Raw genomic sequence first — 24,244 nt, forward strand, 5'->3', positions numbered from 1 at the left:
TTGCTTTCATTGTTTTTGCTGTTTGAATTACTCGATTATACCATGATTTCCAGATTTAATTGACAGCATCAAAGAGAATTAAATCCGTCCTAAAAGGACGGGGCTTCAGACCCAGCTTTTTGGTGAACAGCGATCGTCTGGTTAAATTAAGTGTTCAATCTGCTTCCGAGGGAGTGTTAAGGGTTGAGTTTGGAGATTTTTCCTAGGATTAATACTCTCAAAATAAACCATTAACTCGCTTTTTTCCATAACACTTTTATTTGTAACACTAATTTTGAGAGATTATTGTGTGGTAGACTACTCATAATCTAGGGCTTCCAAAGCTTGTTTCATCTCCTCTGTTGTAGTCGTCGCCGTACCGAATTGGCGCACCACAATACTAGCCGCCAAATTCCCCAAAACCGCCGCTTCCCAACCCGACGCACCGACACACAAAGCTAAAGTCATCGCCGCTACGACTGTATCCCCAGCACCTGTGACATCAAATACATCCGTCTTATTAAACGGGGGAATATCCCAACGTTGAATATCCAAATCCCCCTGTTGGCAAATAAATGTTGGGGGTGGTGAATTTGGGAGAGTTTTTCCCTGGACTATTTCAAACAAACTCATCCCTTCTTCGCCACGAGTAATCAGGATTTTTTGAGCTTTAGTTAAAGTCAACAAATCCCGTCCGGCTTGCATTAAGCTTGAATAATTATTAATACTATATCCGACCGCTTGTTCGGCTTCTGGCAAGTTCGGAGTAAATAGCATCGCTCCCGAATATCGCTGCAAATTTGTTTGAGCATCGACAATTGTTTTATCAGGAACTACCGCTGATGCGATCGCCAAATTAGTCAAAACTCCATCACCATAGTCGGAACAAACCACCGCATCTACAGTCGGTATTTGTTGCCGGATATAATCTGCTAATTGTAACTGCAAATCCAAATCCGGCAACTCATCCGATTTGCGATCGACTCTGACAATTTGTTGAGTCACCGACTGCCGCGCGTGTCCCGAAATACGAGTTTTCGTCACTGTTGGACGCTGCGCATCGATGAAAATCCCCGCCGTATCAATTCCCGCAGCCTCAAAAATACCGCACAAAGCCTTTCCTTGGTCATCTTTTCCCACCAAGCCAGCAACTTTTACTTTGCCTCCCAGTTTCGCTAAATTATAGACAGCATTTGCGCCTCCTCCCGGTACTTGTCGAGTATTTTCGTAGCGCAAAATCAACACAGGTGCTTCGCGAGAAATTCGTTCTACTTGTCCGGTGACAAACTCGTCCAAGGTCAAATCTCCGATCGCCAATACCTGTGCTCGATCGAAGCAGTCTAATCTTTGCAATAATTTCTCTGTTGAGGCACGCAGTTGAAGCCAAAAATCGGAATAGTCATTAGTCATGAACAATAAAAAATGAGACTGAGGAATTGACAATTGGGTGTGGGACAAGTGGCAAATAAAAACCAGCCCCTAAAGACTAATAATATTTGCCTACCGAGGTGGATTTTTAACTTTTAATTCATGTTCTCACCAGGGTGAAAACCTATTGCAGAGCGATCGCGATTGCTTCAACCACTTACCACAAGATTGCGGATCGAAGGAAACACCTTTAGAAATCAGAGCAACCTTCAAGGTGTGAAAGTTGTCTGCAACCTTCCGAAGGCCGCGTTACTTCAACTTCTGCTTGATGATCGTAATCACCTGAGTCATTTGTTTCTTGAGTGCGTCAATTTCAGCCTGCATTTTTGCCATTTTCTCAGTCATCGCCTGAAGTTCGGCGGTGCCCGATCCAGAGGTAGGTGCAGCAGCGGTGGCGGCGGCTTCTGGTACTGGTTTCTTTTTAGCCAATACCATCGCTGATTTAATCGCCTCAGTGAGTTGCTTCTTCTCAAAGGGTTTGGCGATAAATGCAAAAAAATGCTTCTCAAAAGGTTTAGGAATTTTCTCCATCACCTCTTCTTCCCGGCCCGACATGATCACCAAGGGGATCTTGGAAAGTTCGGGATGGGCTTGAACTTTTTGATACACTTCCCAACCGCTGACTTTGGGCAGCAGGAAATCTAACATAATTAGATTGGGACGGGCTTGACGGATCAGCTTTAGTCCCTCTTCTCCGTCTTTGGCTTCTAGAACTTCAAAGTTACCTTGGGGTAACATTTCTCGGACTCGGACGCGGATGACTTTACTGTCATCGATGACTAAGATTTTTTGACCAGCCACGACTGACTCCTTCAGATACATTTAACGCGGTAAATCTAGGATTAACCTTCGATCTACTGTGTATAGCATAATCTGGTAAGCCCTAAGCTCTCCAGATACTTGACTCTCCGGGCGCGTGAACGCACTCTTGATTCTTTGTTCAACCAGTCAACTTGCCCGTTGATGTCACCACCAACGAGTAGAGGTCGTTCTGTCCCCAAGCGTTAATTTCGGTGTGCCCCACCGTATGTGAGTGTTGATTCGCAACCTTAAGTATATCTGTAACAGAATTCTCTCCAAAATCCTTTCTAAGTTGAATTTTTATCACCACAGAGGTCAATGGTGATGGGGGACACGATTCCTGCAAGTTCAGAGACTTGGATTTCAGATACGATCGAAAAGCATTAACCAGATCGCACTTAATTTCATGCCATCCCAAACCCCTCAAACTCCCACAGCCAAATCAATTGCCTCCCCAATGCGGGATGAAATTCAGGCGATGCCAGAGTGGTTGCGCCGCCCACTTGGCAAAGCCAGCGAGCTCTCCGAAGTGCAAAAAATTATTAAGCAGCGCCAAATTCACACGATTTGCGAGGAAGGTAGATGTCCCAACCGCGCAGAATGCTATGCCCAAAAAACCGCCACCTTTTTATTAATGGGCCCGACTTGCACCCGTGCTTGTGCATTTTGTCAAGTAGATAAAGGTCATTCTCCCATGCCCCTAGACCCCGAAGAACCGCAAAAGGTAGCCACAGCAGTCAATCTGCTGGGTTTGCGCTATGCGGTTCTCACTTCGGTAGCCCGTGATGATTTACCCGATGGAGGTGCTGGTTGGTTTGCGATGACAATGGCCCACATCCGCCTGCTCAACCCGCAAACTCAAATTGAGGTACTAACACCGGATTTTTGGGGTGGTGCCACCGCGCCCACCCTCCCGGAAGCCGAAAACAGAACCCTAGAGGAATTGCAGCGATCGCGAATTAGGACAGTCTTAGAGGCTAAACCAGCGTGTTACAACCACAATATTGAGACAGTAAGGCGGTTACAAGGGCCTGTGCGTAGGGGGGCCAAGTACGATCGCTCCCTCGACGTTCTTCGCATTGTCAAAGCCTTTGACCCCAGCATTCCCACCAAATCCGGTTTGATGTTGGGGCACGGGGAAACCGAAACTGAAATAATCGCAGCGATGGCCGATTTGCGGGATGCCAAGTGCGATCGACTCACCCTCGGTCAATACATGAGACCCTCTCTAGAACACCTCCCTGTGCAAAAATACTGGACACCCGCTGAATTTGACCGTTTGGGGGAAATAGCCACAGAGATGGGTTTTCAACAAGTGCGATCGGGCCCTCTAGTCCGCAGTTCCTACCACGCCGGAGAAAACGATTGAAATTAATCTCAATTGGTATAGATTAAAAGTTACAAAAAGTAACTCTAGAGGATGGTACAAACGTGAACCCTCTCTGGTACTGTAAGACTTTATAAAGTCGGGATCAAAAACTTCCACGACTCTAAACAGACACAAAAAAATCTCAGACTACCTCGGTAGCAGATTTTGATTAAGTGTCCAGCATCACCGAACCTAATTGTCGGCGATTGTTTCAATAAGTGGGTCTTACAATATTAAGACCCAAGCAATCCCAAATGCCTTGTGCGATGGGATAAGGAGCTGCATAGTTCAGCCCAGGCGGGTCAATCCGCTCGAAGTAAAAAAGAAAAGGGAGAGATTCACGCCTCCTTAGTCATGCACACCATGACTATACTTTTACAAGCTATTTGTGGTAAATACAGTCACATATTAATTAGGACTTTGACCTATGGCAGAGATAGCAAAGAATCAACTAAAATCCGACTCCGTAATGAAAACGGGTAAGCCACCTTACACCTTTCGCATGGCTTGGTTTTTGGTACTACTAGGTATCAATTTTCTAGTTGCAGCCTATTATTTCCATATCATTGAATAGTTCTGCAACCTGGATTTTAGTGACCCTGTGCTGTTCTCCGCCTGTACTTAACCATGTTTTTGGCAGGTAGAGAGCAGCAATTGCATTCTGAACGGGCAAGGTAGCCATTCCACTTTATCAAAAAATTATTTACGCTCTACTATCGTCCCATTTCTCTTGTGCGATTCCTATGGTTTCCGGTTGCATCGGTATTGTTAAAACAGTCAACATCACCTGAGAGTGGAACTGGAATTGATATCAATCAAGCATCCTCCCCCCAAACCCTCAGTTGCAAATAAACCAATCCCAAAGCCACAGCCATCAGCAAAGTTGCCGCCGCCGCTGCGTAGCCAAAATCAAATTGTGCAAAAGCTTGGTCGTAAATATAATAAACCAGCAGATTAGTAGAATTCAAAGGACCACCACCAGTAATCACATAAACTGGCTCAAAACTCCGCAGCGTAAAAATAGCAGTAGTGACAGTCGCAAATACCAAAGTCGGGCGCAAACCCGGTAAAGTGATGTACCAAAATTGTTGCCAAGCATCAGCTCCATCCAATTCGGCAGCTTCGTAGCGATTGAGCGGAATTGCCTGCAAACCCGCCAAAAATACTACCATATTAAAGCCTAATTGTTTCCAAATACTGAGCAAAATCAGCACCGGCATTGCCCAAACCGTGCTACTAAGCCAAGCTATCGGATTTAAACCCACCGCCCTTAAGAGGTGATTCACGGGCCCCTCAGTTTGAAACAGCCACCGCCAACCTAAGCCGACAGCCACTAAAGAGGTAATCGAAGGAATAAAATAGGCCGTGCGGAGCACCCCTCGCCAAGCAAAGGAGCGATTTAGCAAAACTGCCAAACCCAAGGGAATAACTAAACTGGGAATGACTGTAACAGTAGTAAAATAGATGGTGTTTTGGACAACTTGCCAAAAATCTGGGTTAGTGAGTAGACTCCAATAATTTTTCAACCCAATAAAACGCATACCTGATTGGGTGAAACTGCCAGTGGTAAAGCTAAGGTAGCATAAATAGGCGATCGGGTAAATCAAAAAAGTACCCAAAAACAACAAAGCTGGGGCTAAAAAAGTCCAAGCTGCGATCGACTCATTGTCCAACCAGTTAAAACGCCCAGATTTAATCGAAACCATTGGCTTGTAAAAATTATCTTTTAGTTTTAAACTGTATCACAATACAGGTGAATTTCAAAATGCAGCCTCTAGATATATTATCCAATTTACCCACTATAGAAACCGAGAGACTCCTGCTCAGAAAAATTACTTTAAACGATGCCAACGATATGTTTGAGTATGGCTCAGACCCCCTAGTATCTCAATACACCATGTGGTCAACTCATACCTCCATCGAAGACACTAAAAGTTTTCTCCGAAGTCTCACTAAAATGTATAAAAAGCGAGAACTCATTGACTGGGGAATCGTTCACAAATCCGAACAAAAATTAATCGGAACTTGCGGATATGTCGAATGGAGCATGAACCACAGTCGCGCTCAAATTGGATACGCTCTTTCTCGCAAATACTGGAATCAAGGATACATGAGTGAGGCTGTTAGTGCAATTATAGACTTCGGTTTTCGGGAAATGAGTCTGAATAAAATAGAGGCTCGCTGTGCACAAAAAAATATTGCATCAGCCCGCGTGATGGAAAAAGTCGGAATGCAATTAGAAGGGATATTGAAACAACATCTATTTGCTAAGGACACCTATTGGAACCTCAAAATTTACGGCATTCTGCGGGAGGATTTTTTTGATAATCTTATGTAGAAGATGTCCGCAATAATCACTACCCAATAGACTAACTAAGCAATCCCTCACACTGGCAAGTAATTCCTTAGTATTTCAAGAATTACCCACCGGGACTCTAGGAACCCGGTATGTGACTGAAATAAAGGATTTGAACCCAATATTATGCTGTAAAAACCCGATTGCCGAACACCCAGATGTCAGTCCTATTGTTTCTGAATTCCTCAATTCTGTCTGCCATCTTCGGTTAAGATATCAGCTTCGCCCAAGCGTAGTCGAAGGGTCTAAAGACCATCTTAAATCTTTCATATTCCATCTGTCAACCCATTTAATTCTCATCTAACAATGACAAGTAATCCCATATCTCTTAATTCCCATGCTAGCTTAATTTCTCCTGAGATTAACACCAGTTTCATCGCCGCCAGCACTCAACCATTAAAACTAGGAATTCTCGCATCAGGAAGCGGCAGCAACTTTGAAGTAATCGCCCAAGGCATCCAAAACCAACAACTCAACGCTCAAGTCCAAGTATTAATTTACAATAACCCTGGAGCCAAAGCAGCAGTTAGAGCCGAAAAATACGGCATTCCCTCAATTTTACTCAATCATCGCGACTACAAAAAACGTGCTGACTTAGACACCGAAATTGTTAAAATTTTCCAAAAACATGACGTACAATGGGTTATCATGGCTGGCTGGATGCGAATTGTCACTAAAGTTTTGCTCGATGCTTTTCCCGAAAAAGTTATTAACATCCATCCCAGTTTATTACCAAGTTTTCCAGGAATCAACGCTGTCGAACAAGCACTTGCAGCCAAGGTAAAAATCACTGGATGCACAGTGCATATCGCCCATTTAGAAGTAGACAGCGGTCCAATTTTAATGCAAGCAGCAGTACCCGTATTTCCCGATGATACCGCAGAAACTTTACACGCTCGCATTCAAGTGCAGGAACACAAAATCATGGTAGGTGCGATCGCCCTTATTTCCCATCAATTTGCTGTTTAAGTAATTACTTATTGCCCGCATACCTAGCAAGTCTGTTAGGGCAAATTCATGTAAATCCCTCGCAGCAAAACATTTTTTTTAAACAAAAATACACCCTGAAGTTATGATTATAAAACTCATGTATTCCACAACACAACTAATGCTAATATATTAATGGTAGCATTAGTTTGTAGCTGGCATTAGCTTAATTGCTACTATAACGTTCATGCGGGTGTACGCTGTGTCTACTAAATTTGTCTCCACACCTATTTGGCCTAAAACATTACCCGAAACTCTATCTTTAGAATCTACTCTTAACGAGCTTTCAGTATTTAATTTTCAGGTTGAATCTTCTTATTTAGGGAAAGAAGTAGCTAGATTATTTCACACTCAACCGCTACTTCCAGGAGTTGTATTGACTGTTAAAGGCGAGTTTTTGGGAATGATATCTCGCCGACGATTTATGGAACACATGAGCCGTCCTTATGGCATAGATATATTTGCTCATCGACCCATTCTCGCTTTATATCAAATAGCTAGAACTGATATTTTAATTTTACCGGGAGTAACATTAATTGTGATGGCAGCTCAGCGAGCAGTCCAGCGGTCGCCAGAACTACTTTACGAGCCTATAGTCGTACAGTTAAACGATAAAAATTACAGACTCTTAGATGTACATCAAGTGCTGTTAGCTCTGTCCCAAATTCATCAACAAGCTACTTGGTACATTAGCGAACTTTATTACAATTTAGCAGTTGCTAAGTCCGACTTAGAAGTGGCAAATACTAAATTGGAAACAGCAAATTCCGAGTTGTATCGCCTCGCCAACTCCGACGGCTTAACTCAATTAGCTAACCGCCGCTGCTTTAACGAATATTTAGAGCAACAATGGCAAAAATTAGAGCAAGAAGAAGCAGAATTATCTCTGATATTGTGTGATATTGACTTTTTTAAGAAATACAACGATAATTACGGACACCAAGCTGGAGACTTGTGCTTGCAACAGGTAGCCCAAAGGATTGTGGAAGCTATCAATGACTTGGCTGGTAAAGTTCCCGGAGAAACTCTAGTGGCTCGTTACGGCGGCGAAGAATTTGCCGTAATACTTCCCCGTACAGCACCGGACACCGCTGCTTACGTTGCCGAACAAATCAGACTAGGGATCAAAGGACTAAAAATTGAACACGCTCAATCCCCTGTCAGTTCTTTTGTCACCCTCAGCCTGGGTGTCGCCAGCACCCTTCCTCAGATGGAAACCTCCAAAGAAAACTTGATTGCAGCAGCAGACCGTTGTCTTTACCAAGCTAAAGACAAGGGACGAGACAGATTTATCCTAGAGCATTACAGCTAAACCGTTATCTGATTTCCTCCCTCTCAAAAGTTCCCTAGTTTTGAGATATATTTATAACTACCTTCGGGGTATTTTGATTGTGGCTTGCAAGCAGAAGAAATATGATTAGCCAAATGGCTAATTATAGATTGGCTGATTGGCCTAATCAGCAAGTCGATATTTTTACTATGCTAGTGTTAGTCAGGTTCCGGTATCTATACAGCCATCCGTTATCTAAGTATTATGCTCAAAATTTTGGTAATTGAGGACGACGAATTAATCCGGGAAACTCTTCTGCAACTCCTGGAATCTCAGAACTATCGAGTCATTGTGGCTCAAAACGGTCGAGTAGGGGTGCAGATGGCACTCTCGGAGATTCCAGATTTAATTTTGTGTGACGTGCAGATGCCGGAACTTGACGGTTATGAGGTTTTGCGGACTCTGCGCCAAAACTCCCTGGCTGCAACAATTCCATTTATTTTTCTCACAGCTCAAGCTGCTAAAGCGGATTTTCGCCGGGGGATGGACTTGGGCGGTGACGATTATTTGACAAAGCCGTTTACCAAGGCCGAATTGCTGGGAGCAATTTCCTCTCGTGTCTCGAAACGACAAACTATTACTCACCCCCTGACTGTCGCACTACAACAAGCAGAGGCCAGACTCACCGATTTAGTTAATGACTCGACAATAATTTCGGCTCTCTCTCCTGAAAAGTTGGCCTTGGAAGCTTTGCTGCGCCGCGCTTTGGCACAGGGAGAGTTTCAGGTATACTATCAGCCGCAGGTGGATATTGCTACCGGACAAATTATCGGCGCAGAAGCATTGGTACGTTGGCAAAATCCCGATCGAGGTATAATTTCTCCCGGCGAATTTATTCCCCTAGCAGAAGAGACAGGCTTAATTATTCCCATTGGCGAGTGGGTACTGCTTTCAGCTTGCGCTCAAGCCGCGAGTTGGCTAGAAGCCGGATTTTCGCCGTTCCGGGTATCAGTGAATTTGTCAGCCCGACAGTTGTCAGACCCCCAACTTAAGGCGCGAATTGTCCAAATATTGGAAACTACGGGCTTGGAACCCTCTAATTTAGAGCTAGAAATGACAGAAAGCGCTTTGGTAGAAAATGCTGCTGTCGCAGGTGCTACTCTCAATGAACTCAAAGCTCTAGGCATTCGGATTGCTGTTGACGACTTCGGTACTGGTTATGCTACTTTAGGTTATCTCAAACAATTTGCTTTTGACAGTTTAAAGATCGATCGAATTTTTGTCCGCAATGCTAACGACGATTCTCAAAATGCCGCTATCACCACTGCGGTGATTTTACTGGGTCACAGTTTAAACATGACCGTAATTGCCGAAGGGGTAGAAACGGAGGCAGAGTTAAATTTTTTGAGACAGCACCAGTGCGATATCATGCAGGGATACCTGTTCAGCCCTCCCGAACCTGCAACCACATTTGAGCGTTTGCTGGTGGCCGACAAACATTTGTGTGAGGCACCCCTGGGAATAGTATCTACTGGTGCCATCCCTTTTATGCCTCTTGCTGAACGCGAAAAATCCAAAAACCTCTCCATGTCAAGCTTAGGAATAGTTTGAGTTTCCTCAAACAAAAATATCTACGATCATTCTATGCTCCAAGACAATTTTCAACAGAGGATATGTTTTCTTTTTTCACCCTTTTTACAGGGTGAATAGAAAGTAGATATAGATTCCCAAGCCCTTTAAAACTAGCTGGTCAGACCACAAAAACAACAAGATAAAAAGCCACCCTAGAAGGATGGGGCTTTAGACCCTATTTTTCGCTAAACTCATTAAAGTTCCTATTTTAGGAGTTACAGTTTCAATAACTGTCAACGCGACTTGGTGCAAGGCTGGCATGGAAAGAATATTGGTGGTTGACGACGAGACAGACTGTCAAACAGTCTTGGCAATGTACTTGGAAAGCCAAGGATACCGGGTGGAATGTGCTAATTCTGGTATTGAGGCACTCTCTATCTTTGAAAACGACCCTCCAGATTTAGTGATTTCTGATGTGATGATGCCGGAGATGGACGGGTTTGAGTTTTGTCGCCGCCTACGAAATACCCGCTTGGGACAATTGATGCCATTTATATTTTTATCTGGTCAAGGCGAGATAGAATCCAAAGTTGAAGGTCATTCCATGGGGGCGGATGATTATTTGGTCAAACCTTTTCAGTCGGAAGAAATATTAGCTAAAGTCAAAGCCCAGTTAGAACGCTCTCACCGCATTCATGCCGAGATTGTCCGACTCCTACAAAATTCTACTCCCGTGGGGGTCGAGCCAAAGGTGGTATCAGTAGCGCCACCACCTCCACCTTTACCTTTAACGCCTGCGGAGGAAAGAGTTTTTTGGGAGGTTATTCAAGGCTATACCAATAAACAAATTAGCTATCGACTGTTTATTAGTCCCAGAACCGTCCAAGCTCATTTGGGTAGTATTTTCAGCAAGTTACACATGGAAAATCGATCTCAGCTTGTAAAATTTGCTCTGGAGAGGGGATACAAACCTCCTCAAAGTTAGCTGTAGAGCTAAGGGATACAGGCACAACGAGACTGAGAAAATTGAAATGTGGGTGTGAAATAAGCCACAGATAAATTAAATGCGGTAAATCTAGGACTTGTGGTTCCAAGTCCAAAATTTACTACTGTTTATGTCAAATCTGCCCTCTGGCCTATGCCTTTTGCTATACCTGGAATTAGGTGGACGGGCTCAATTTAAGAAATTTTTATTTTTAAACATCTATCTTAAGAATTACATTTATTGATAATTGATATCTGCTATAAGGAACTTTTAAGGCAGATGAAGAGAGGTCATGAGGTCTTCGTCATCTCTGTACCACCTTCCCAACCGAGTTGGATTCAACAAGCAAAGTCACTGCTACGAGGACGCGGTTGGATACCCACACCTGAGCAGCAAACCTCATTCTTCGACAATTTGAGCGTTAAACCAAAAATTATCGACAAAAGATGTATTACTCCCAAGCTTACTGGAAGGGAAGTGATATTGCCCTCAAAGCTTTTTCATTAGCTGCTGAAAAAATTCCCAATTTGCGATTAATTGCTTTTGGTATGGAGGAGCCATCTCCAGAATTGCCACTGCCGCCCAACAGTGAGTATGTAAAACCAGAAGACCCCGAAGCTATGGCAAAAGCCATTGAGTTTATCTGTGGCTTGCCTAATCCCGACTGGCAAGGGATGTCCGAGGCTGCCTACGCTAAGGCGATCGTTTATACTTGGGATGATGCCACAGAGCGCTTCGAGGGTGCATTGAAAGCTGCTATGAGCAAATCCACACAAAAGGATGGGGCAACAGCCAAATTAAAGCCCAGAATTCAAGTTCAATGGTAACATTGGCCATCTGAGAGGGTTAGCGCACAGTAAACAATTTGCTTACATTTGATTATGTATGCTACCATTTTCTACATGGCATACGTACCACTCAGAAAAGCGGTTGAATTTCTGGGTTTGCACCCACACACCTTAAGAAAATATGCAGACTCCGGGAAGATCAAAAGCATCAAAAACGAAGCAGGGCAAAGACTCTACGATGTCGAGTCTTACCAGCGCGGTGCAACTAGAGCTACCATTGTTTGCTACTGTCGCGTCAGTTCTCCAAAACAACGAGACGACCTCGCTCGACAAGCTGAATTCATGCGACAGCAATATCCAGATGGCGAAATCATCCAAGATATCGGATCGGGACTTAACTTCAAGCGAAAAGGATTGCAAGCCCTACTGGTCAGATTTATGCGCGGCGAACAGCTCACGATTGTTGTTGCCTGTCGCGACAGATTATGCAGATTCGGCTTTGAATTGTTCCAGTTCATGGCCGAGCAAAACGGTGGACAAATCGTGGTTCTCGACCGAACTGTTCATTGCCCAGAAACCGAACTCACAAGCGATCTTCTTGCCATCCTTCACGGCGACCGTTGCAGAATGCACGGACTCAGAAGTTACAGCAAGAAAATCAAAGAAGATCCGACTATTCCTAAATCCTGAGCAAAAAGCGCTAATTAAACAGTGGTTTGGGGTAAGTCGTTTTGTCTACAACACGACCATCAAATACCTCCAAGAACCAGATACTAAAGCTAACTGGATGACAATCAAAACCGGAATACTCAACAGCTTGCCAGAATGGGCAAAACCTGTACCTTTCCAAATCAAATCGATTGCCGTCAAAGATGCTTGCTCGGCAGTCAAAGCAGCCAAAAAGGGTTTCAAGAAAGATGGGCAAATTCGCCAATGCAAATTTCGCAGCAGAAAAGACACCAAGCAGTCTATTTATGTGCCGAAATCGGCTATAAAAGATTGCGGGGTCTACCATTCGATTTTGGACAAATGTCAGTTGACAGAATCCTTGCCTGAAAATTTCAGTGATGGAAGATTGACTCTCACTTACGGCGAATATTACCTAATCGTTTCTGAAGAAGTGCAACAAGTTAAGACCGAAAAACAAGGTCGGCTAGTTGCCTTAGATCCCGGTGTTCGCACGTTCATAACATTTTTCTCTGAAAATTCTTACGGTTGGCTGGGAAAAGATTCTAATTTGTACATCCAGAAATTGTGTTTCGGGTTAGACAAATTGGTGTCAAAGATTTCCAAAACTCCCAGTCGGCAGAAAAGAAGATTCAAGAAAGCAGCCAACAGGCTTCGCTGTAAAATCAAAAACTTGGTCAAAGAGTTGCATCACAAGGTAGCTAAGTTTTTAGTCGATAATTTTGATGTAATCTTGCTGCCCAGGTTTGAGACTTCTCAAATGGTGTCGAAGTCGCGCCGTAAGTTGAGAAACAAAACGGTGAGACAAATGTTGACTCTAAGCCATTACGAATTTAAGAATTTTCTCAAGTGGAAAGCTTGGGAAAATTCCAAACTCGTGATTGACTGCAACGAAGCTTACACATCGAAAACTGTGTCGTGGACGGGCGAAATCGTCAAAAATCTAGGTAGTGCCAGGACTATTAAGTCTGTCACCACTGGACTGAAAATGGATCGGGATCTAAATGGTGCTCGTGGGATTTTCACGGGCGAGGCATTGGTTGACACGCCTTTGTTGAGAGATTCTCTTGACTTATATGTTTGTTAGCATTTGTTAGCAAAAAAGTGTCGGTATCTAGGGTGTGTGACTTGATGGGGTTATCGATCGTACAATTAAAGTGAGGAGAAAACTAAAGAGTCCTAACTCCCGCTGTGACAGGTTAGATTTGTGATAACTAAAACTGATTAGCAATAAACTTGGCACACCACGTCTATGGCAGCATTGATTCCAATTGTGATGTACGGCTGGATTCCAGTCGTTTTGTATCTGTTTGTCAGGTTCCCTACTCAGCGAGCAGTAATCGTAAGTCTAATTGTAGCGTGGCAGTTTTTACCCCAAGTTTCTCTAAGCCTGCCGGGATTACCTCCCTATAACAAGATGTCAGCAGCTTGCTACGGTGTCTTGCTGGGTACTCTGGTTTACGATACTACGCGATTCAGCTCTTTGAAGCCAGGCTGGATAGATGTACCTATAGTAATTTGCTGTTTATGCCCGATTGCTTCGCAAGTTACTAATGGTGGAAGCCCCTTGTCACCAACTTTAAACCAAATTGTTGCTTGGGGGATGCCTTTTCTTTTAGGGCGTTTGTATCTCAATAGTTTAGATGGGTTGCGACAGTTAGCGATCGGCATTTTTGCAGGTGGGTTAGCCTACATTCCTTTTACGATGATTGAAGGGGTTAGGGGGCCGATTCTGCACCAGATGGTTTACGGTGTCAATGCTTTTGAAGACTGGGGTCAGGCCAGACGCATGGGGGGGTGGAGACCGGTAGTATTCATGCAGCACGGTTTGATGGTGGGGCTGTGGATGATGGCTGCTGCTTTAGTGGGATTTTGGTTGTGGCAAACTGGAGTCCTCAAGAAGTTTCAGGGGCGCAATATGAAGACTCTGGTAATTGTACTAATTATCGCTTTTTTCTTGTGCCGTTCTACTGGGGCTTACAGTTTATTTGCAATGTCGCTAGTCGTCTTGTTCAGCGCCAAAATTTTCAAAACATCTTTGCCATTGTTGTTGATAATTGGATATATCATTTTCTACCTTTATTTAGCTGCCTCTGGTCAATTTTCTAGTGAAGAAGTGATTAGCTTTATCTCTCAAATATTTGGCGAAGAACGAGCAGCATCTCTGGGGTTTAGATTTCAAAATGAAGAGATATTGGGCAATAAAGCGCGACTAAGATTTCTTTTTGGCTGGGGCGATTCGGGAGGCAACCGCGTATACAATGAGTACGGTGATGATGTATCTGTAACTGACAGCTTGTGGATTATTGCTTTTGGCGTCAACGGCGTAGTGGGTTTAACGAGTTTATTTTCTTCTTTGCTATTACCTGTGATTGCCTTTTGTTTCAAATATCCAGCCCGAACCTGGTCTAACCCGAAAGTCGCGCCAGCGGCTGTCCTGGGAGTAGCTTTAACTATGTATGCGTTTGACTGTGTTTTGAATGCTATGACTAACCCAATTTTTACGCTGATTGCTGGAGGAATAGCTGGTGTGATCTTAAAAGATACCGAAAGTCTTAAGCCAAAGAAAACCAGTTCGCCCTTACCTAGACGGTCTTTGAGTCCACAAAAATCACGAGTGTCAACCACCCACCACTAAATCTGAGTATGGTTTGACTAGACACTGGCCTAGCGCTGATTATAGTCCGGGCTTGAAATATAGCCCTAGTTAAAAAATATTATTTTTATGACCTCTGTTGTCAATTATAAAATCTAGTATCTTTATTGATTCTTTGCCGGAAATCCAGAATTCTTTACAGAATCTTTAAAAAGACATACTCAACCAGTAAGGGGAAGAGGATATAATGAAGAAAAGTTGATTCGCCAGCTCACCAAAATGTGAAGTGAGAAATTTATCGTGTGAGTTTTAGTAGAGTATAAAAAATTGAGGGAAATCGAAAATGAAAGTAGTTAATTTATTGAATGTACCGGTTGATAATTGTTCCATCACAGAACTGTTTGAAAACTTAAAAGAAGGAGGCGGTGTTGTATTTACGCCCAATGTAGACCATTTAATTAAATTGCAGTATGACCGCGATTTTTACGAAGCTTATAATAGCTGTGATTATAGAGTTTGCGATAGTCAGATCTTGATGTATGCCTCAAGATTTTTGGGTACTCCTATCCAAGAAAAAATTTCGGGTTCTGACTTATTTCCCGCATTTTATAACTATCACAAAGATAGTGAAGATATTAAGATTTTCTTACTAGGAGCTGCGGAAGGGGTGGCAATTAAAGCTCAGGAAGAAATTAACCAAAAAGTGGGTAGAAAAATAGTAGTTGCTGCCTATTCTCCTTCCTTTGGGTTTGAAAAAAATGAAGAAGAGTGTGAAAAAATAATTGATATCATTAATCAATCAGGGGCGACAGTATTGGCAATCGGAGTCGGTGCGCCTAAGCAAGAGAAATGGTTGGTTAAGTATAGAGACAAACTGAAAAATATCAAAGTTTTCTTGGCAATAGGTGCAACTATTGATTTTGAAGCTGGTTGCAAAGCCCGGTCTCCCAAATGGATGAGCGAAGTTGGCATAGAATGGGCTTACAGATTGTTAAGTGAACCGAGAAGGCTGTGGAAAAGATATTTGGTTGATGCTCTGCCTTTTTTCAGATTGATTGTAGAACAAAAATTAGGTTATTATAAAACACCTTTCTGTGATGGCTAAATCAGCAATCTCTGAAGAGATAGGTGATTGCTGGAGGGCCGATGGACTTTAAGATTACCAAAATTAAGTTAAGCTAGACCGAGAGAGGCTTTGTGAACAAGGATAGTCAAAGTCTCTCTCGGTCTAACTTCATGGAGTCCTCTGAGCCCCGGATTGGTCTGTGGGGTGATTTTTTGGAGTTTGGCTATCTCAAATCTCTCATCTTAAATTTCCCAGGGATTAGCAGGCTAGAATTATCTCAGTTGAACCACAGCATTTTCAGACAGGCCCATGACCATTGCTTATTTAGTTAATCAATATCCCAAAGTCAGTCACAGTTTTGTCCGCCGAGAAATTTTGGCTGTAGAGAATTGTGGTATGAAAGTTGCCCGTTTTTCAATCCGCTCCTGCGAGTCGGAACTGGTGGACGAAGGAGACAAAAAAGAGCAAGAACAGACCCAGGTTGTTTTAGGAGTTGGTGTTCTTGGCTTAGTATCGGGTTTGCTGCGGGTGGCGATAACTAGACCTATTCGGTTTGTTGAAGCTTTAGGGTTAATGTTTAAAGTAGGTTGGCATTCCGATCGCGGTATTATACTTCATCTAGCTTACTTTGCTGAAGCCTGTGTGGTATTAAATTGGTTTTCCAGCCAGGGAGTCAAACACGTTCACGCTCACTTTGGGACAAATTCAACCACTGTAGCGATGTTGTGTCGGGTGCTTGGTGGGCCTAGTTACAGTTTTACTGTTCATGGTCCTGAAGAATTCGACAAGGCTACAATTCTTGGCTTTGAGGAAAAAATTAAGCGGGCGGCTTTTGTGGCGGCGGTTAGTTCTTTTGGCAAAAGTCAGTTGTATCGGTGGTGCGATCGCGCTTTTTGGCCTAAAATTCATGTAATTCACTGCGGTGTAGATGCGGCATTTTTGGATTTACCCTATGTTCCGGTAACTTCCGAACCTCGGTTGGTTTGTATTGGCCGACTCAGCGAACAAAAGGGTCACTTGCTGTTGGTGGAAGCTGCGGGTAAATTGGCTAGCCTTGGTTTGCAGTTTAAGTTAATCTTGGTAGGTGATGGGCCGTTGCGATCGGATATTGAAAAGGCGATCGACCAATATGGATTACAAAATCATTTAGAAATTACAGGATGGGCCGATAGCGCTCAAGTTCAGCAGCAGATTTTAGCTGCACGAGCAATGGTTTTGCCCAGTTTTGCCGAAGGTTTACCCGTGGTAATTATGGAAGCATTGGCTCTTAGCAGACCTGTGATTAGCACCTACGTGGCTGGTATCCCGGAACTCGTGGAGCCTGGAGTTTGCGGTTGGTTGATTCCTGCTGGTTCTGTAGAGGCCTTGGCTGATGCCATGCAGGAGGCTTTGGAGGTGCCTGTGGAACGGTTGGAACAGATGGGGAAGGCGGGAGCTTTGCGGGTTGCTCAGCAGCATGATGTGGCTGTGGAAGCGAAGAATTTAGTGGCGTTGTTTCAGAGGGCGATGAAGGATTCTTAGCCGCAGGTTTTAGATGTAAAGTAAAGTCAACCTTGATTACTCGGCGGTTAAAACCGCTTCTACACAAACAAAGTCCGGATGGTGCGCGGACTAAGAAATATTGTGATTAAAAAAATTACCAGTGTTGCATCTACATCAGAATTACCTGTCAGCGAATTACCGAAAAATACCGCTGCGCTGACTAATAATTCGCGTCTTAAATTAGCCCTCACAGAAAAGCTCAAAAGAGGCATCAATGTCAATGGAGAATTTCATCTGCCTTGTGTGCCGTCGATGCTGGATGATTATCTGAAATTATTGTCAGATTTCTTAAAACTGGTTGGGCAAAATCTTGGCTATCCCGAAACAGAAAGTTTAAAAACATTGCTTGGTAATGCCTTAGCTGAAGGATTCAAACAGTCGCCCCACGCTACTTTGATTGTGTCTTATTTTCCGGCAAATGTTCAAACTGGTTTAAGTGGGGGAGTTACTATCAATACCAAGATTCAAGTCGAATCTATGGCGGATAAATATCATAGCTGGCCGCAGATTCGTCCTGAGCCTTTATTTGGTAGTCATCCCGATGCGAAGGTGATGGCGATTGTCGCGGGATTAGGGGAAGCGGGGAAATGGCCGATTTTAGATGTCGGTGCGGGCCCAGGGCGCAATAGTCTGCCTTTGGCGAGGTTGGGCTATGCTGTAGATGCGATCGAATTAACACCCATTTTTGCTGAAAAATTGTCAGCCTCAGCCTCCGCAGAAGATTTGCCGATTACTGTAACCCAAGGTGATGTTTTAGATCCCTTATTGAGGATTAAAACCTATCGCTATAAGTTAGCCATTGCTACGGAAGTTTTGTCGCATTTCCGCCACACAGAACAAGTGCGTTTGTTCCTGGGAAAAATGTCTGATTCTGTTTTAAGTGGCGGGTTTATTTTATTCAGTGCTTTCTTGGCTGTAGATGGATATGAACCAGATGATATGGCAAAACAAATGTCGGAACAGTCTTGGTCTTATTTGATTACCAGAGAGGAATTGTCGGAGGCAATTGAGGGTTTGCCTTTGGAAATTGTATCTGATGAATCGGTAATTGAATATGAACAGAAGCATTTGCCGAAGGAAGCTTGGCCACCGACAAGTTGGTTTTTGAGTTGGGCTAGCGGGCGCGATTTATTTCCAATGCAGGAAACACCGCCAATGGAGTTGCGATGGATATTGGTTAAGCGCTTGTAGAAATAGAACACTCGGCGATTGAAATCGCGTTTACACAAAGAAAGTCCGCCTGTGCAGACTAGGAAATTTTGATTTTACTTGTTTTTTGAGCTGAATACCGAAGTAGCTTAAATCCCATTAAGGATGAGATTTTGCGTTTGTGGTACTCAAAAGTCACCGCAGGGGTTTTGGGGAGGGAGTCCCCACATTTTTTGGACGGTTATGGGGGTGAAGTTGTTGAATCGGCGAGATCTTTAATGAGATAATTATTCTGAACGCACTCAGCAAGTAACTTGGCAATTAATAGATCGTCAGCATCATGGAAAAGACCACAATGAGGTAATCTCTTTTCTCTATAGAAAATCTCTGATGATATTTCTTCAAAAATATATTCTTTGGATTTCTGTATATTAAGAATAGCAAAAGAGCCATTAGGTTTGCAAGTGAAACCTGTTGCTTCTGTCATATATTTTTTAACTTCTATAATATTTTCTACTTCAGTTTCTTTGTCAAAAAAATCAAGCAAATAGACAGATAAATATTTTTCTTTAGGTTCTATTCGTCTTTGAAAAGCAGAAGTCTGTGGTATTCCATTAGTGTTTAAATTTGAAGGCTTACAATAGCGCGCAACATTACCAGCTTTTATCTCTGTCATTTTTATGTTTATTGTTTATATTTGTTGGTGTATTTTTAGGTTTAAATCCTTAAAAAAATCAACCAGATCTAGAGCATACATCGAACCATTAAAAATAATTCGTTTATCTATATGCCTACTTGGCTTGAAAATAACATAGTCTAAGAAGTAATTTTTTTTGAATCGCAGGGTTATTGAATTGTTTCTATCTCTTTCCCATTCTAAATAAAAAAGACCACTTTCACTTACTGTTAAGCTACTAGGTTTAGAAATGTTTCCAATTGCTTCAACAAATAAAAACATGGTCTTAAGCGAGTCCAAAGAAACATCATAGTCTTCTTCACAATCGCATAATTCTTTTAACTCACGAATACGATTAAAGAGATGATCGTCCTTCAATTTAATAGACTCAATACCGTATTTCAGTATTTCTTCAAAGGTCAATAATTTATCTATTTCCTCTATTTTAAATTTATTTTTTTGTTTTGGAAAACTGTCATTTTTACGTTCTGGAATAATTGTGGGATTGTTTTTGGTTATAATGGAAAATTTGTTCTTACCAGGTGTATCTAGTAGAAGACGGTAGTTTTGCGCTTCTATTTTCCCTATTGAGGAAAAAGATGTATGATAAAAGATCGGTAACGATTCTGAAATGGTATCAATCGTCTGGCTATTTTCTCTTAACTTAGTCCGATTCGGACTGTTATCCTTTTGATTACCGATCGTTGGTTTCATCTGACGCCTCCATTAATATTTCAATTTCATCTGAAATAGGTATTGTTTGATTTGTTTTAGCTTCAAATTTTCTCAGAGCTTCACCTAGAGAATCTACAAAAGATTTGGCTGTAATATGAGAAGCATTGAGTATCGCTTCTTCTTTTCCATTGCGTCTTAATAATATGAAAATATCATGTTTAGAAACTCCTATACCAAACTCGTTGAAATAGATACTGTTTAATTCACCAGATTTGATTATTTCTGTTACAGTTTGTTTTTGTTCTTCTTTTTCTGAATTCATTATCTTACCTCTTACTGTGATTGTCGATCTTCTGAGTTGGGTTGAGGAAACGCAACCAAACACCACTTATTTACTAATTATCGCATAGCGACACCTCAATCATCAAACTCACCCAACTTTTCTTTATGCCTTACCCACTTCGACAGTACCATCTGCCCGATCGCCAAAACCGGACTCCACCAAACTTTCCAACCCTTCTGCATCGATCGCACAGCACAATTATTCCTAAAGTGACAGCTAGCCACAGACATATTTATACACTTCCGACTGTAGGGGGATGCTTTAGCTCGTTAATCAGGTCATGCTTGGCATTGAGGGCAAAAAACAGAAACTATACATTAGCCGATCGCGCGCCAACTCAATTATGCGAACCCGCAACTGAACGAGGAATATACTATGTATCAAAACTTGCCAATAACTTCACAAATCTATAATATAAGCCTCTGGCTCAGTCAAGTGCCAGCAGAGCGGACTATCAACACCGCAGAAGACGCAGCACTCCTCTATTCCGGGCCACAATTTTTTATTGCGTTAATCGCAGGAGTCGTACTGGCTTTCGCCTTCCAACTCTTGTTAACCAACTTATCAGTAGCAGCCGGCCTTTCTTACATGGGAAATCAATCCCATGACAGTTCCCATTCTCACAGCGACAGCCCTCCAGTGCGCCACATCGGCAAAAAAGTAGGAACTTGGACGCTAATCACTGTCACCGTCGCCCTATTCTTCGCCTGCTTGCTAGCAGTTAAACTGAGTTTGATTAGCAGCCCCGGCTTAGGTGCGATCGTCGGTTTAGTTGTCTGGGCCACCTATTTCTCTATGCTGGTGTGGGTGAGCTCCACCACCGTTGGTTCCCTGATCGGTTCCGTCGTCAACACCGCCACATCAGGCTTTCAAGCGATTGTCGGCACCGCCGCCGCCGCCTTGGGCGCAAAAGCAGCCAGCAATCAAGTGGTGGCTACAGCCAAAGCAGCAGCCGCAGCAGTGGGTCATGAACTCGGTAGCGCGATCGATCCCATAAGTTTACGGGAAAACGTCGAAGACTACATCCAAGGCCTCAAACCGCCTGAATTAGACATCAAAGGGATGCGGAGTGAGTTTGAAAAGTTGCTCAATGATCCACAACTTAAGTCTATTGCGGGCGAAAATTTGCCTTCTCTCGATCGCCAAACCCTCGTAGAATTAGTTAGTTCGCGATCGGACCTATCAAAACGCGATGTCAACCGCATTGTAGACCAACTCCAAGACGCTTGGAAACAAGTCGGAAAACAAGGACAGCCAACAGACGGTATCGCCCAATTAGTAGAATATTTCAAATCTGCAAAATCGGGAGAATTGCTTTCAGATAAATTGACAAGCAGAGTAGAACAAGCACTGGGAAATCTGGGCGGTCAAAATCAAGGACAAAACCCCACAATGATGTCCCAAGCAACGACAATGGCAGTCAATGCTTTAATGGGAATCGTATTGGGACGCACAGATATTTCTGACTTTGATGTGGAAAAAGTAGTTGGTCAACTCAAAACAGCAAAAGATAAAGTTAGCCAGCAAACTGATAAAATCACCGCTCAAGTCAAAGGTGAACCGGAAACTTACAGCCCAATTCGAGCCGATGTAGAAAACTACCTTCTTAATGCTTATTCCTGGCAAATGAACCCGCAAACCATCGAGCGCGAGTTTCGAGATGTGCTCTACGATCCTAGTGCAGATGCGGGAACAGTTCGCCGCGAATTAGAAAAACTCAACAAGTCAAAATTTGCGGAAATTCTGGCTAGCAGAGGAGTATTTACTCAAAGCAAAATCAAAGAAATCACCAATGAATTAGACGCAATTAGACAGCGAGTTTTAAACACTGTGATGTTTGCGGAGGAGCAAGAAAAAGTCCGGGATTTGCAGTGGCGAGTGGAAACTTATTTGAAGTTAACACCAAAAGAGGAACTGACAGCAGCAGCTATTGGCAAGGATTTCCAGCCAATTCTCGAAGATTCTGATGCTACTTATGAACAGTTGCGCGATCGGCTTGCTCCTTACAATAAGGATAGTTTCGTGCGAATTCTCCGAGGCCGCGAAAGCTTCGGCTTTCAGGAAGTAGAAGAGATTGTTAAGGAGTTAGAAAGGACAAAAGATGTAGTTTTAGCAGATGCCAAAGGTCTGCAAGAAGCCGCCCAAGTCCGCCTAGACAATCAGTGGCAAAAAGTGCAAGAATACTTGCAATCTACCGGAAAAGAAGAACTCAACCCCGCAGGGATTCAGCGAGATTTTAAAACTCTGTTAAACAATCCAGAAGCGGGAATGTGGGCGCTGAGATCGAGAGCTTCTAAGTTCGATCGCGACACCTTGGTAAAATTGCTATCTCAGCGGAAAGACCTCAGCGAAGACCAAGTGAATCAACTGCTAGACAGCGCCGAAGAGACTTGGCACAGTGCGCTGAGCGCACCGCAAAAAATCGCTGACAAAGCTAAGGAACAGTACGACCAAACAACCACCGCTTTGGCAGATTATCTGCGGAATACGGGCAAATCTGAACTCAATCCTGAAGGGATTAAGCGCGATTTGACTAAATTGATGGAAAATCCCAAAGAAGGAGCTTTAGCCCTGCGAGGTCGTCTGTCGAACTTTGACCGCGATACTTTGGTAAAACTGCTTTCTCAAAGAGAAGATTTGACCGAAGAACAAGTTAATCAAATTATCGACCAAGTGCAGGATACCATCGGCTCGATTGTGAAATCGCCCCGCCGTTTGGCAAGGCGGATGCAAACTCAAGTACAGGATTTTCAGGGTGTTTTAGAAGATTATTTGCGGAATACTGGTAAGGATGAATTGAATCCTGAAGCTATCAAGCGCGATTTGCAATTGTTGCTGCACGATCCGAAAGTAGGGGCTTACAGTTTAGGTGAACGACTGTCTCATATCGATCGCGCTACAGTAGTTTCTCTGTTGTCTCAGCGGCCGGATATTTCGGAAGCCGAAGCCAATCGCATTGTCGATCAAGTTTTGTCCGTGCGCGACCAATTCCAACAGCAAATTCAGATAATTCAGGAGCGAATTCAGTCGGTAATTGACGGGATTATGGCAAAAGTTCGGGATTATCTCAATTCGCTCGATCGCCCAGAACTCAACTACGAAGGTATTACCAAGGATGTTCGTAAGTTATTTGACGATCCCCAAGCTGGATTTGAAGCTTTGCGCGATCGGTTGGGACACTTCAACCGGGATACTTTAGTAGCACTCATTAGTTCCCGTGACGATATCTCCGAAGCAGACGCCAACCGCTTGATCGACCAGATCGAAAGAAGCCGCAACACAGTCCTGCAAAGAGCTGAACGCTTGCAGCAAGAAGCACAGATTCGCCTGGAAAGTATCAAATTGCAAGCGGAAAAACAAGCCGAAGAAACCCGCAAAGCAGCAGAAGTGGCGGCTTGGTGGCTGTTTTTTACCGCACTTTCCTCGGCCGCGGCAGCCGCCGGTGCTGGTGCTCTAGCGGTAATTCGGTAGCCACAATTCCTCTAGTCCTGGACGCGGGGTTGTCGCACTCCCTATTTTGGGAAACCTAAATATCTCTTCTTTTAGAGCCCCGACTTCTTAAGTGAAGTCGGGGCTCTGGGTATAATTTAAAACGTAAGACCCAAAGTCACTAAAAATCATGTGTCAAACTAAAAATAGTTTCCAGCCAATCTCCCCCTCTCCCCCTTTCCCCCTCTCTCCTCTCCCACTCTCCGGCTCTCCCACTATCCCCTGTCCAACCACCGGCGACAAACCTACGGTAGGATTAAACCTTAATTGTTTTCCGCTCGCTCCTGCAAATTCAAAAAATTGAGATAATAAGGTCATAACTCACAATTCATGGGTTATGGATAGTAAGGAACTAAAGGTTTTTAGCTAAACAGACGGGAATCCCCACACTATACCGCCTCGGTTAGTGTGGGATGAAAGGCGTGTGAGGCGAGGATTCCGCCCACTTGCAATCTAACAATCAAAGATGTTAGCAGTAAGCGGGCG

22 protein-coding genes are annotated in these 24,244 nt (G+C 43.4%); 15 read left to right on the forward strand and 7 right to left on the reverse strand.

Translation table 11 applies throughout. The annotated features are described in order from the left end of the window. Positions 1-297: 297 nt before the first annotated feature. The gene (locus ACBR23_RS25085) at positions 298-1,389 is read right to left on the reverse strand and encodes a PfkB family carbohydrate kinase (RefSeq protein WP_341735734.1); all 1,092 of its coding nucleotides are present in this window, start codon (positions 1,387-1,389) and stop codon (positions 298-300) included. Between the two features lie 267 nt (positions 1,390-1,656). Beyond that, positions 1,657-2,208, reverse strand: coding sequence for a response regulator (locus ACBR23_RS25090; RefSeq protein WP_341733868.1), 552 nt, complete (start codon positions 2,206-2,208; stop codon positions 1,657-1,659). A 406-nt stretch (positions 2,209-2,614) separates the two neighbouring features. Here ACBR23_RS25090 and lipA point away from each other — a divergent pair, with 406 nt between their 5' ends. Then, positions 2,615-3,577, forward strand: a complete 963-nt coding sequence (lipA, locus tag ACBR23_RS25095) for a lipoyl synthase (RefSeq protein ID WP_341735733.1) — start codon at positions 2,615-2,617, stop codon at positions 3,575-3,577. A gap of 427 nt (positions 3,578-4,004) precedes the next feature. Further along, the gene (locus ACBR23_RS25100) at positions 4,005-4,151 is read left to right on the forward strand and encodes a photosystem I protein PsaX (RefSeq protein ID WP_340519612.1); all 147 of its coding nucleotides are present in this window, start codon (positions 4,005-4,007) and stop codon (positions 4,149-4,151) included. A 241-nt stretch (positions 4,152-4,392) separates the two neighbouring features. Here the strand turns inward: ACBR23_RS25100 and ACBR23_RS25105 are convergent, their stop codons facing one another. After that, positions 4,393-5,283, reverse strand: coding sequence for a sugar ABC transporter permease (locus ACBR23_RS25105; RefSeq protein ID WP_341735732.1), 891 nt, complete (start codon positions 5,281-5,283; stop codon positions 4,393-4,395). 59 nt (positions 5,284-5,342) lie between these two features. Between ACBR23_RS25105 and ACBR23_RS25110 the strand changes: the two genes are divergently transcribed. From ACBR23_RS25110 to ACBR23_RS25165, 12 genes are all read left to right on the forward strand, one after another. Beyond that, a complete protein-coding gene (locus tag ACBR23_RS25110) occupies positions 5,343-5,915 on the forward strand; it encodes a GNAT family N-acetyltransferase (protein WP_371120637.1) in 573 nt (190 codons plus the stop codon). Positions 5,916-6,239: 324 nt separating this feature from the next. Further along, positions 6,240-6,902 carry a phosphoribosylglycinamide formyltransferase gene (gene purN, locus ACBR23_RS25115; RefSeq protein WP_371115921.1) on the forward strand — a complete coding sequence of 221 codons (663 nt, stop codon included), beginning with the start codon at positions 6,240-6,242 and terminating at the stop codon, positions 6,900-6,902. 220 nt (positions 6,903-7,122) lie between these two features. Then, positions 7,123-8,232 (forward strand): GGDEF domain-containing protein, encoded by a 1,110-nt coding sequence (locus ACBR23_RS25120; protein WP_371120636.1) that lies wholly within the window; start codon positions 7,123-7,125, stop codon positions 8,230-8,232. 222 nt (positions 8,233-8,454) lie between these two features. Then, positions 8,455-9,801 carry an EAL domain-containing protein gene (locus ACBR23_RS25125; RefSeq protein ID WP_371115919.1) on the forward strand — a complete coding sequence of 449 codons (1,347 nt, stop codon included), beginning with the start codon at positions 8,455-8,457 and terminating at the stop codon, positions 9,799-9,801. A 280-nt stretch (positions 9,802-10,081) separates the two neighbouring features. Then, positions 10,082-10,747, forward strand: a complete 666-nt coding sequence (locus ACBR23_RS25130) for a response regulator (protein ID WP_371115918.1) — start codon at positions 10,082-10,084, stop codon at positions 10,745-10,747. A gap of 446 nt (positions 10,748-11,193) precedes the next feature. Next, positions 11,194-11,574 carry a glycosyltransferase gene (locus tag ACBR23_RS25135; protein WP_371115917.1) on the forward strand — a complete coding sequence of 127 codons (381 nt, stop codon included), beginning with the start codon at positions 11,194-11,196 and terminating at the stop codon, positions 11,572-11,574. 75 nt (positions 11,575-11,649) lie between these two features. Continuing rightward, a complete protein-coding gene (locus tag ACBR23_RS25140; protein WP_371115916.1) occupies positions 11,650-12,225 on the forward strand; it encodes an IS607 family transposase in 576 nt (191 codons plus the stop codon). Beyond that, positions 12,134-13,309, forward strand: coding sequence for an RNA-guided endonuclease InsQ/TnpB family protein (locus tag ACBR23_RS25145; RefSeq protein WP_371115915.1), 1,176 nt, complete (start codon positions 12,134-12,136; stop codon positions 13,307-13,309). The genes ACBR23_RS25140 and ACBR23_RS25145 overlap by 92 nt, the downstream gene beginning before the upstream one ends. A gap of 165 nt (positions 13,310-13,474) precedes the next feature. After that, complete coding sequence (locus ACBR23_RS25150) at positions 13,475-14,860, forward strand: O-antigen ligase domain-containing protein (protein ID WP_341739369.1); 1,386 nt, start codon at positions 13,475-13,477, stop codon at positions 14,858-14,860. Between the two features lie 301 nt (positions 14,861-15,161). Continuing rightward, on the forward strand, positions 15,162-15,923 hold the full coding sequence (locus ACBR23_RS25155; protein WP_371115914.1) for a WecB/TagA/CpsF family glycosyltransferase: 762 nt from the start codon (positions 15,162-15,164) through the stop codon (positions 15,921-15,923). Positions 15,924-16,193: 270 nt separating this feature from the next. After that, complete coding sequence (locus ACBR23_RS25160; protein ID WP_371115913.1) at positions 16,194-17,405, forward strand: glycosyltransferase family 4 protein; 1,212 nt, start codon at positions 16,194-16,196, stop codon at positions 17,403-17,405. Positions 17,406-17,483: 78 nt separating this feature from the next. Continuing rightward, complete coding sequence (locus ACBR23_RS25165; protein WP_371115912.1) at positions 17,484-18,617, forward strand: class I SAM-dependent methyltransferase; 1,134 nt, start codon at positions 17,484-17,486, stop codon at positions 18,615-18,617. A 199-nt stretch (positions 18,618-18,816) separates the two neighbouring features. On the opposite strand, the gene ACBR23_RS25170 is transcribed toward ACBR23_RS25165, so the two are convergent. The 4 genes from ACBR23_RS25170 to ACBR23_RS25185 all read right to left on the reverse strand — a co-directional run bounded on the left by ACBR23_RS25170 (position 18,817) and on the right by ACBR23_RS25185 (position 20,499). Further along, entirely contained in the window at positions 18,817-19,251 is a 435-nt protein-coding gene (locus ACBR23_RS25170; protein WP_371115911.1) for a hypothetical protein, read from the reverse strand. Positions 19,252-19,266: 15 nt separating this feature from the next. Beyond that, positions 19,267-19,965: a hypothetical protein gene (locus ACBR23_RS25175; RefSeq protein WP_371115910.1), complete on the reverse strand. Its 699-nt coding sequence runs from the start codon at positions 19,963-19,965 to the stop codon at positions 19,267-19,269. Continuing rightward, on the reverse strand, positions 19,946-20,248 hold the full coding sequence (locus ACBR23_RS25180) for a hypothetical protein (RefSeq protein WP_371115909.1): 303 nt from the start codon (positions 20,246-20,248) through the stop codon (positions 19,946-19,948). The genes ACBR23_RS25175 and ACBR23_RS25180 overlap by 20 nt, the downstream gene beginning before the upstream one ends. 95 nt (positions 20,249-20,343) lie before the next feature. Beyond that, the gene (locus tag ACBR23_RS25185; RefSeq protein ID WP_371115908.1) at positions 20,344-20,499 is read right to left on the reverse strand and encodes a hypothetical protein; all 156 of its coding nucleotides are present in this window, start codon (positions 20,497-20,499) and stop codon (positions 20,344-20,346) included. A gap of 145 nt (positions 20,500-20,644) precedes the next feature. Between ACBR23_RS25185 and ACBR23_RS25190 the strand changes: the two genes are divergently transcribed. Beyond that, complete coding sequence (locus ACBR23_RS25190; protein WP_371115907.1) at positions 20,645-23,740, forward strand: MFS transporter; 3,096 nt, start codon at positions 20,645-20,647, stop codon at positions 23,738-23,740. Positions 23,741-24,244: the final 504 nt, after the last annotated feature.

It is taken from the genome of Microcoleus sp., from assembly GCF_041354475.1.
In the GTDB taxonomy this organism is placed as follows: domain Bacteria; phylum Cyanobacteriota; class Cyanobacteriia; order Cyanobacteriales; family Microcoleaceae; genus Microcoleus.

Excerpts from the sequence above, each read along its gene's own strand:
- purN (WP_371115921.1), top strand. The coding sequence starts at position 6,240 with ATGACAAGTAATCCCATATCTCTTAATTCCCATGCTAGCTTAATTTCT.
- ACBR23_RS25180 (WP_371115909.1), bottom strand. The coding sequence starts at position 20,248 with ATGAATTCAGAAAAAGAAGAACAAAAACAAACTGTAACAGAAATAATC.
- ACBR23_RS25175 (WP_371115910.1), bottom strand. The coding sequence starts at position 19,965 with ATGAAACCAACGATCGGTAATCAAAAGGATAACAGTCCGAATCGGACT.
- ACBR23_RS25125 (WP_371115919.1), top strand. The coding sequence starts at position 8,455 with ATGCTCAAAATTTTGGTAATTGAGGACGACGAATTAATCCGGGAAACT.
- ACBR23_RS25150 (WP_341739369.1), top strand. The coding sequence starts at position 13,475 with ATGGCAGCATTGATTCCAATTGTGATGTACGGCTGGATTCCAGTCGTT.
- ACBR23_RS25185 (WP_371115908.1), bottom strand. The coding sequence starts at position 20,499 with ATGTCTGTGGCTAGCTGTCACTTTAGGAATAATTGTGCTGTGCGATCG.
- ACBR23_RS25135 (WP_371115917.1), top strand. The coding sequence starts at position 11,194 with ATGTATTACTCCCAAGCTTACTGGAAGGGAAGTGATATTGCCCTCAAA.
- ACBR23_RS25155 (WP_371115914.1), top strand. The coding sequence starts at position 15,162 with ATGAAAGTAGTTAATTTATTGAATGTACCGGTTGATAATTGTTCCATC.
- ACBR23_RS25190 (WP_371115907.1), top strand. The coding sequence starts at position 20,645 with ATGTATCAAAACTTGCCAATAACTTCACAAATCTATAATATAAGCCTC.
- ACBR23_RS25130 (WP_371115918.1), top strand. The coding sequence starts at position 10,082 with ATGGAAAGAATATTGGTGGTTGACGACGAGACAGACTGTCAAACAGTC.
- ACBR23_RS25100 (WP_340519612.1), top strand. The coding sequence starts at position 4,005 with ATGGCAGAGATAGCAAAGAATCAACTAAAATCCGACTCCGTAATGAAA.
- ACBR23_RS25165 (WP_371115912.1), top strand. The coding sequence starts at position 17,484 with ATGGTGCGCGGACTAAGAAATATTGTGATTAAAAAAATTACCAGTGTT.
- ACBR23_RS25160 (WP_371115913.1), top strand. The coding sequence starts at position 16,194 with ATGACCATTGCTTATTTAGTTAATCAATATCCCAAAGTCAGTCACAGT.
- ACBR23_RS25170 (WP_371115911.1), bottom strand. The coding sequence starts at position 19,251 with ATGACAGAGATAAAAGCTGGTAATGTTGCGCGCTATTGTAAGCCTTCA.
- ACBR23_RS25085 (WP_341735734.1), bottom strand. The coding sequence starts at position 1,389 with ATGACTAATGACTATTCCGATTTTTGGCTTCAACTGCGTGCCTCAACA.
- ACBR23_RS25140 (WP_371115916.1), top strand. The coding sequence starts at position 11,650 with ATGGCATACGTACCACTCAGAAAAGCGGTTGAATTTCTGGGTTTGCAC.
- ACBR23_RS25105 (WP_341735732.1), bottom strand. The coding sequence starts at position 5,283 with ATGGTTTCGATTAAATCTGGGCGTTTTAACTGGTTGGACAATGAGTCG.
- lipA (WP_341735733.1), top strand. The coding sequence starts at position 2,615 with ATGCCATCCCAAACCCCTCAAACTCCCACAGCCAAATCAATTGCCTCC.
- ACBR23_RS25110 (WP_371120637.1), top strand. The coding sequence starts at position 5,343 with ATGCAGCCTCTAGATATATTATCCAATTTACCCACTATAGAAACCGAG.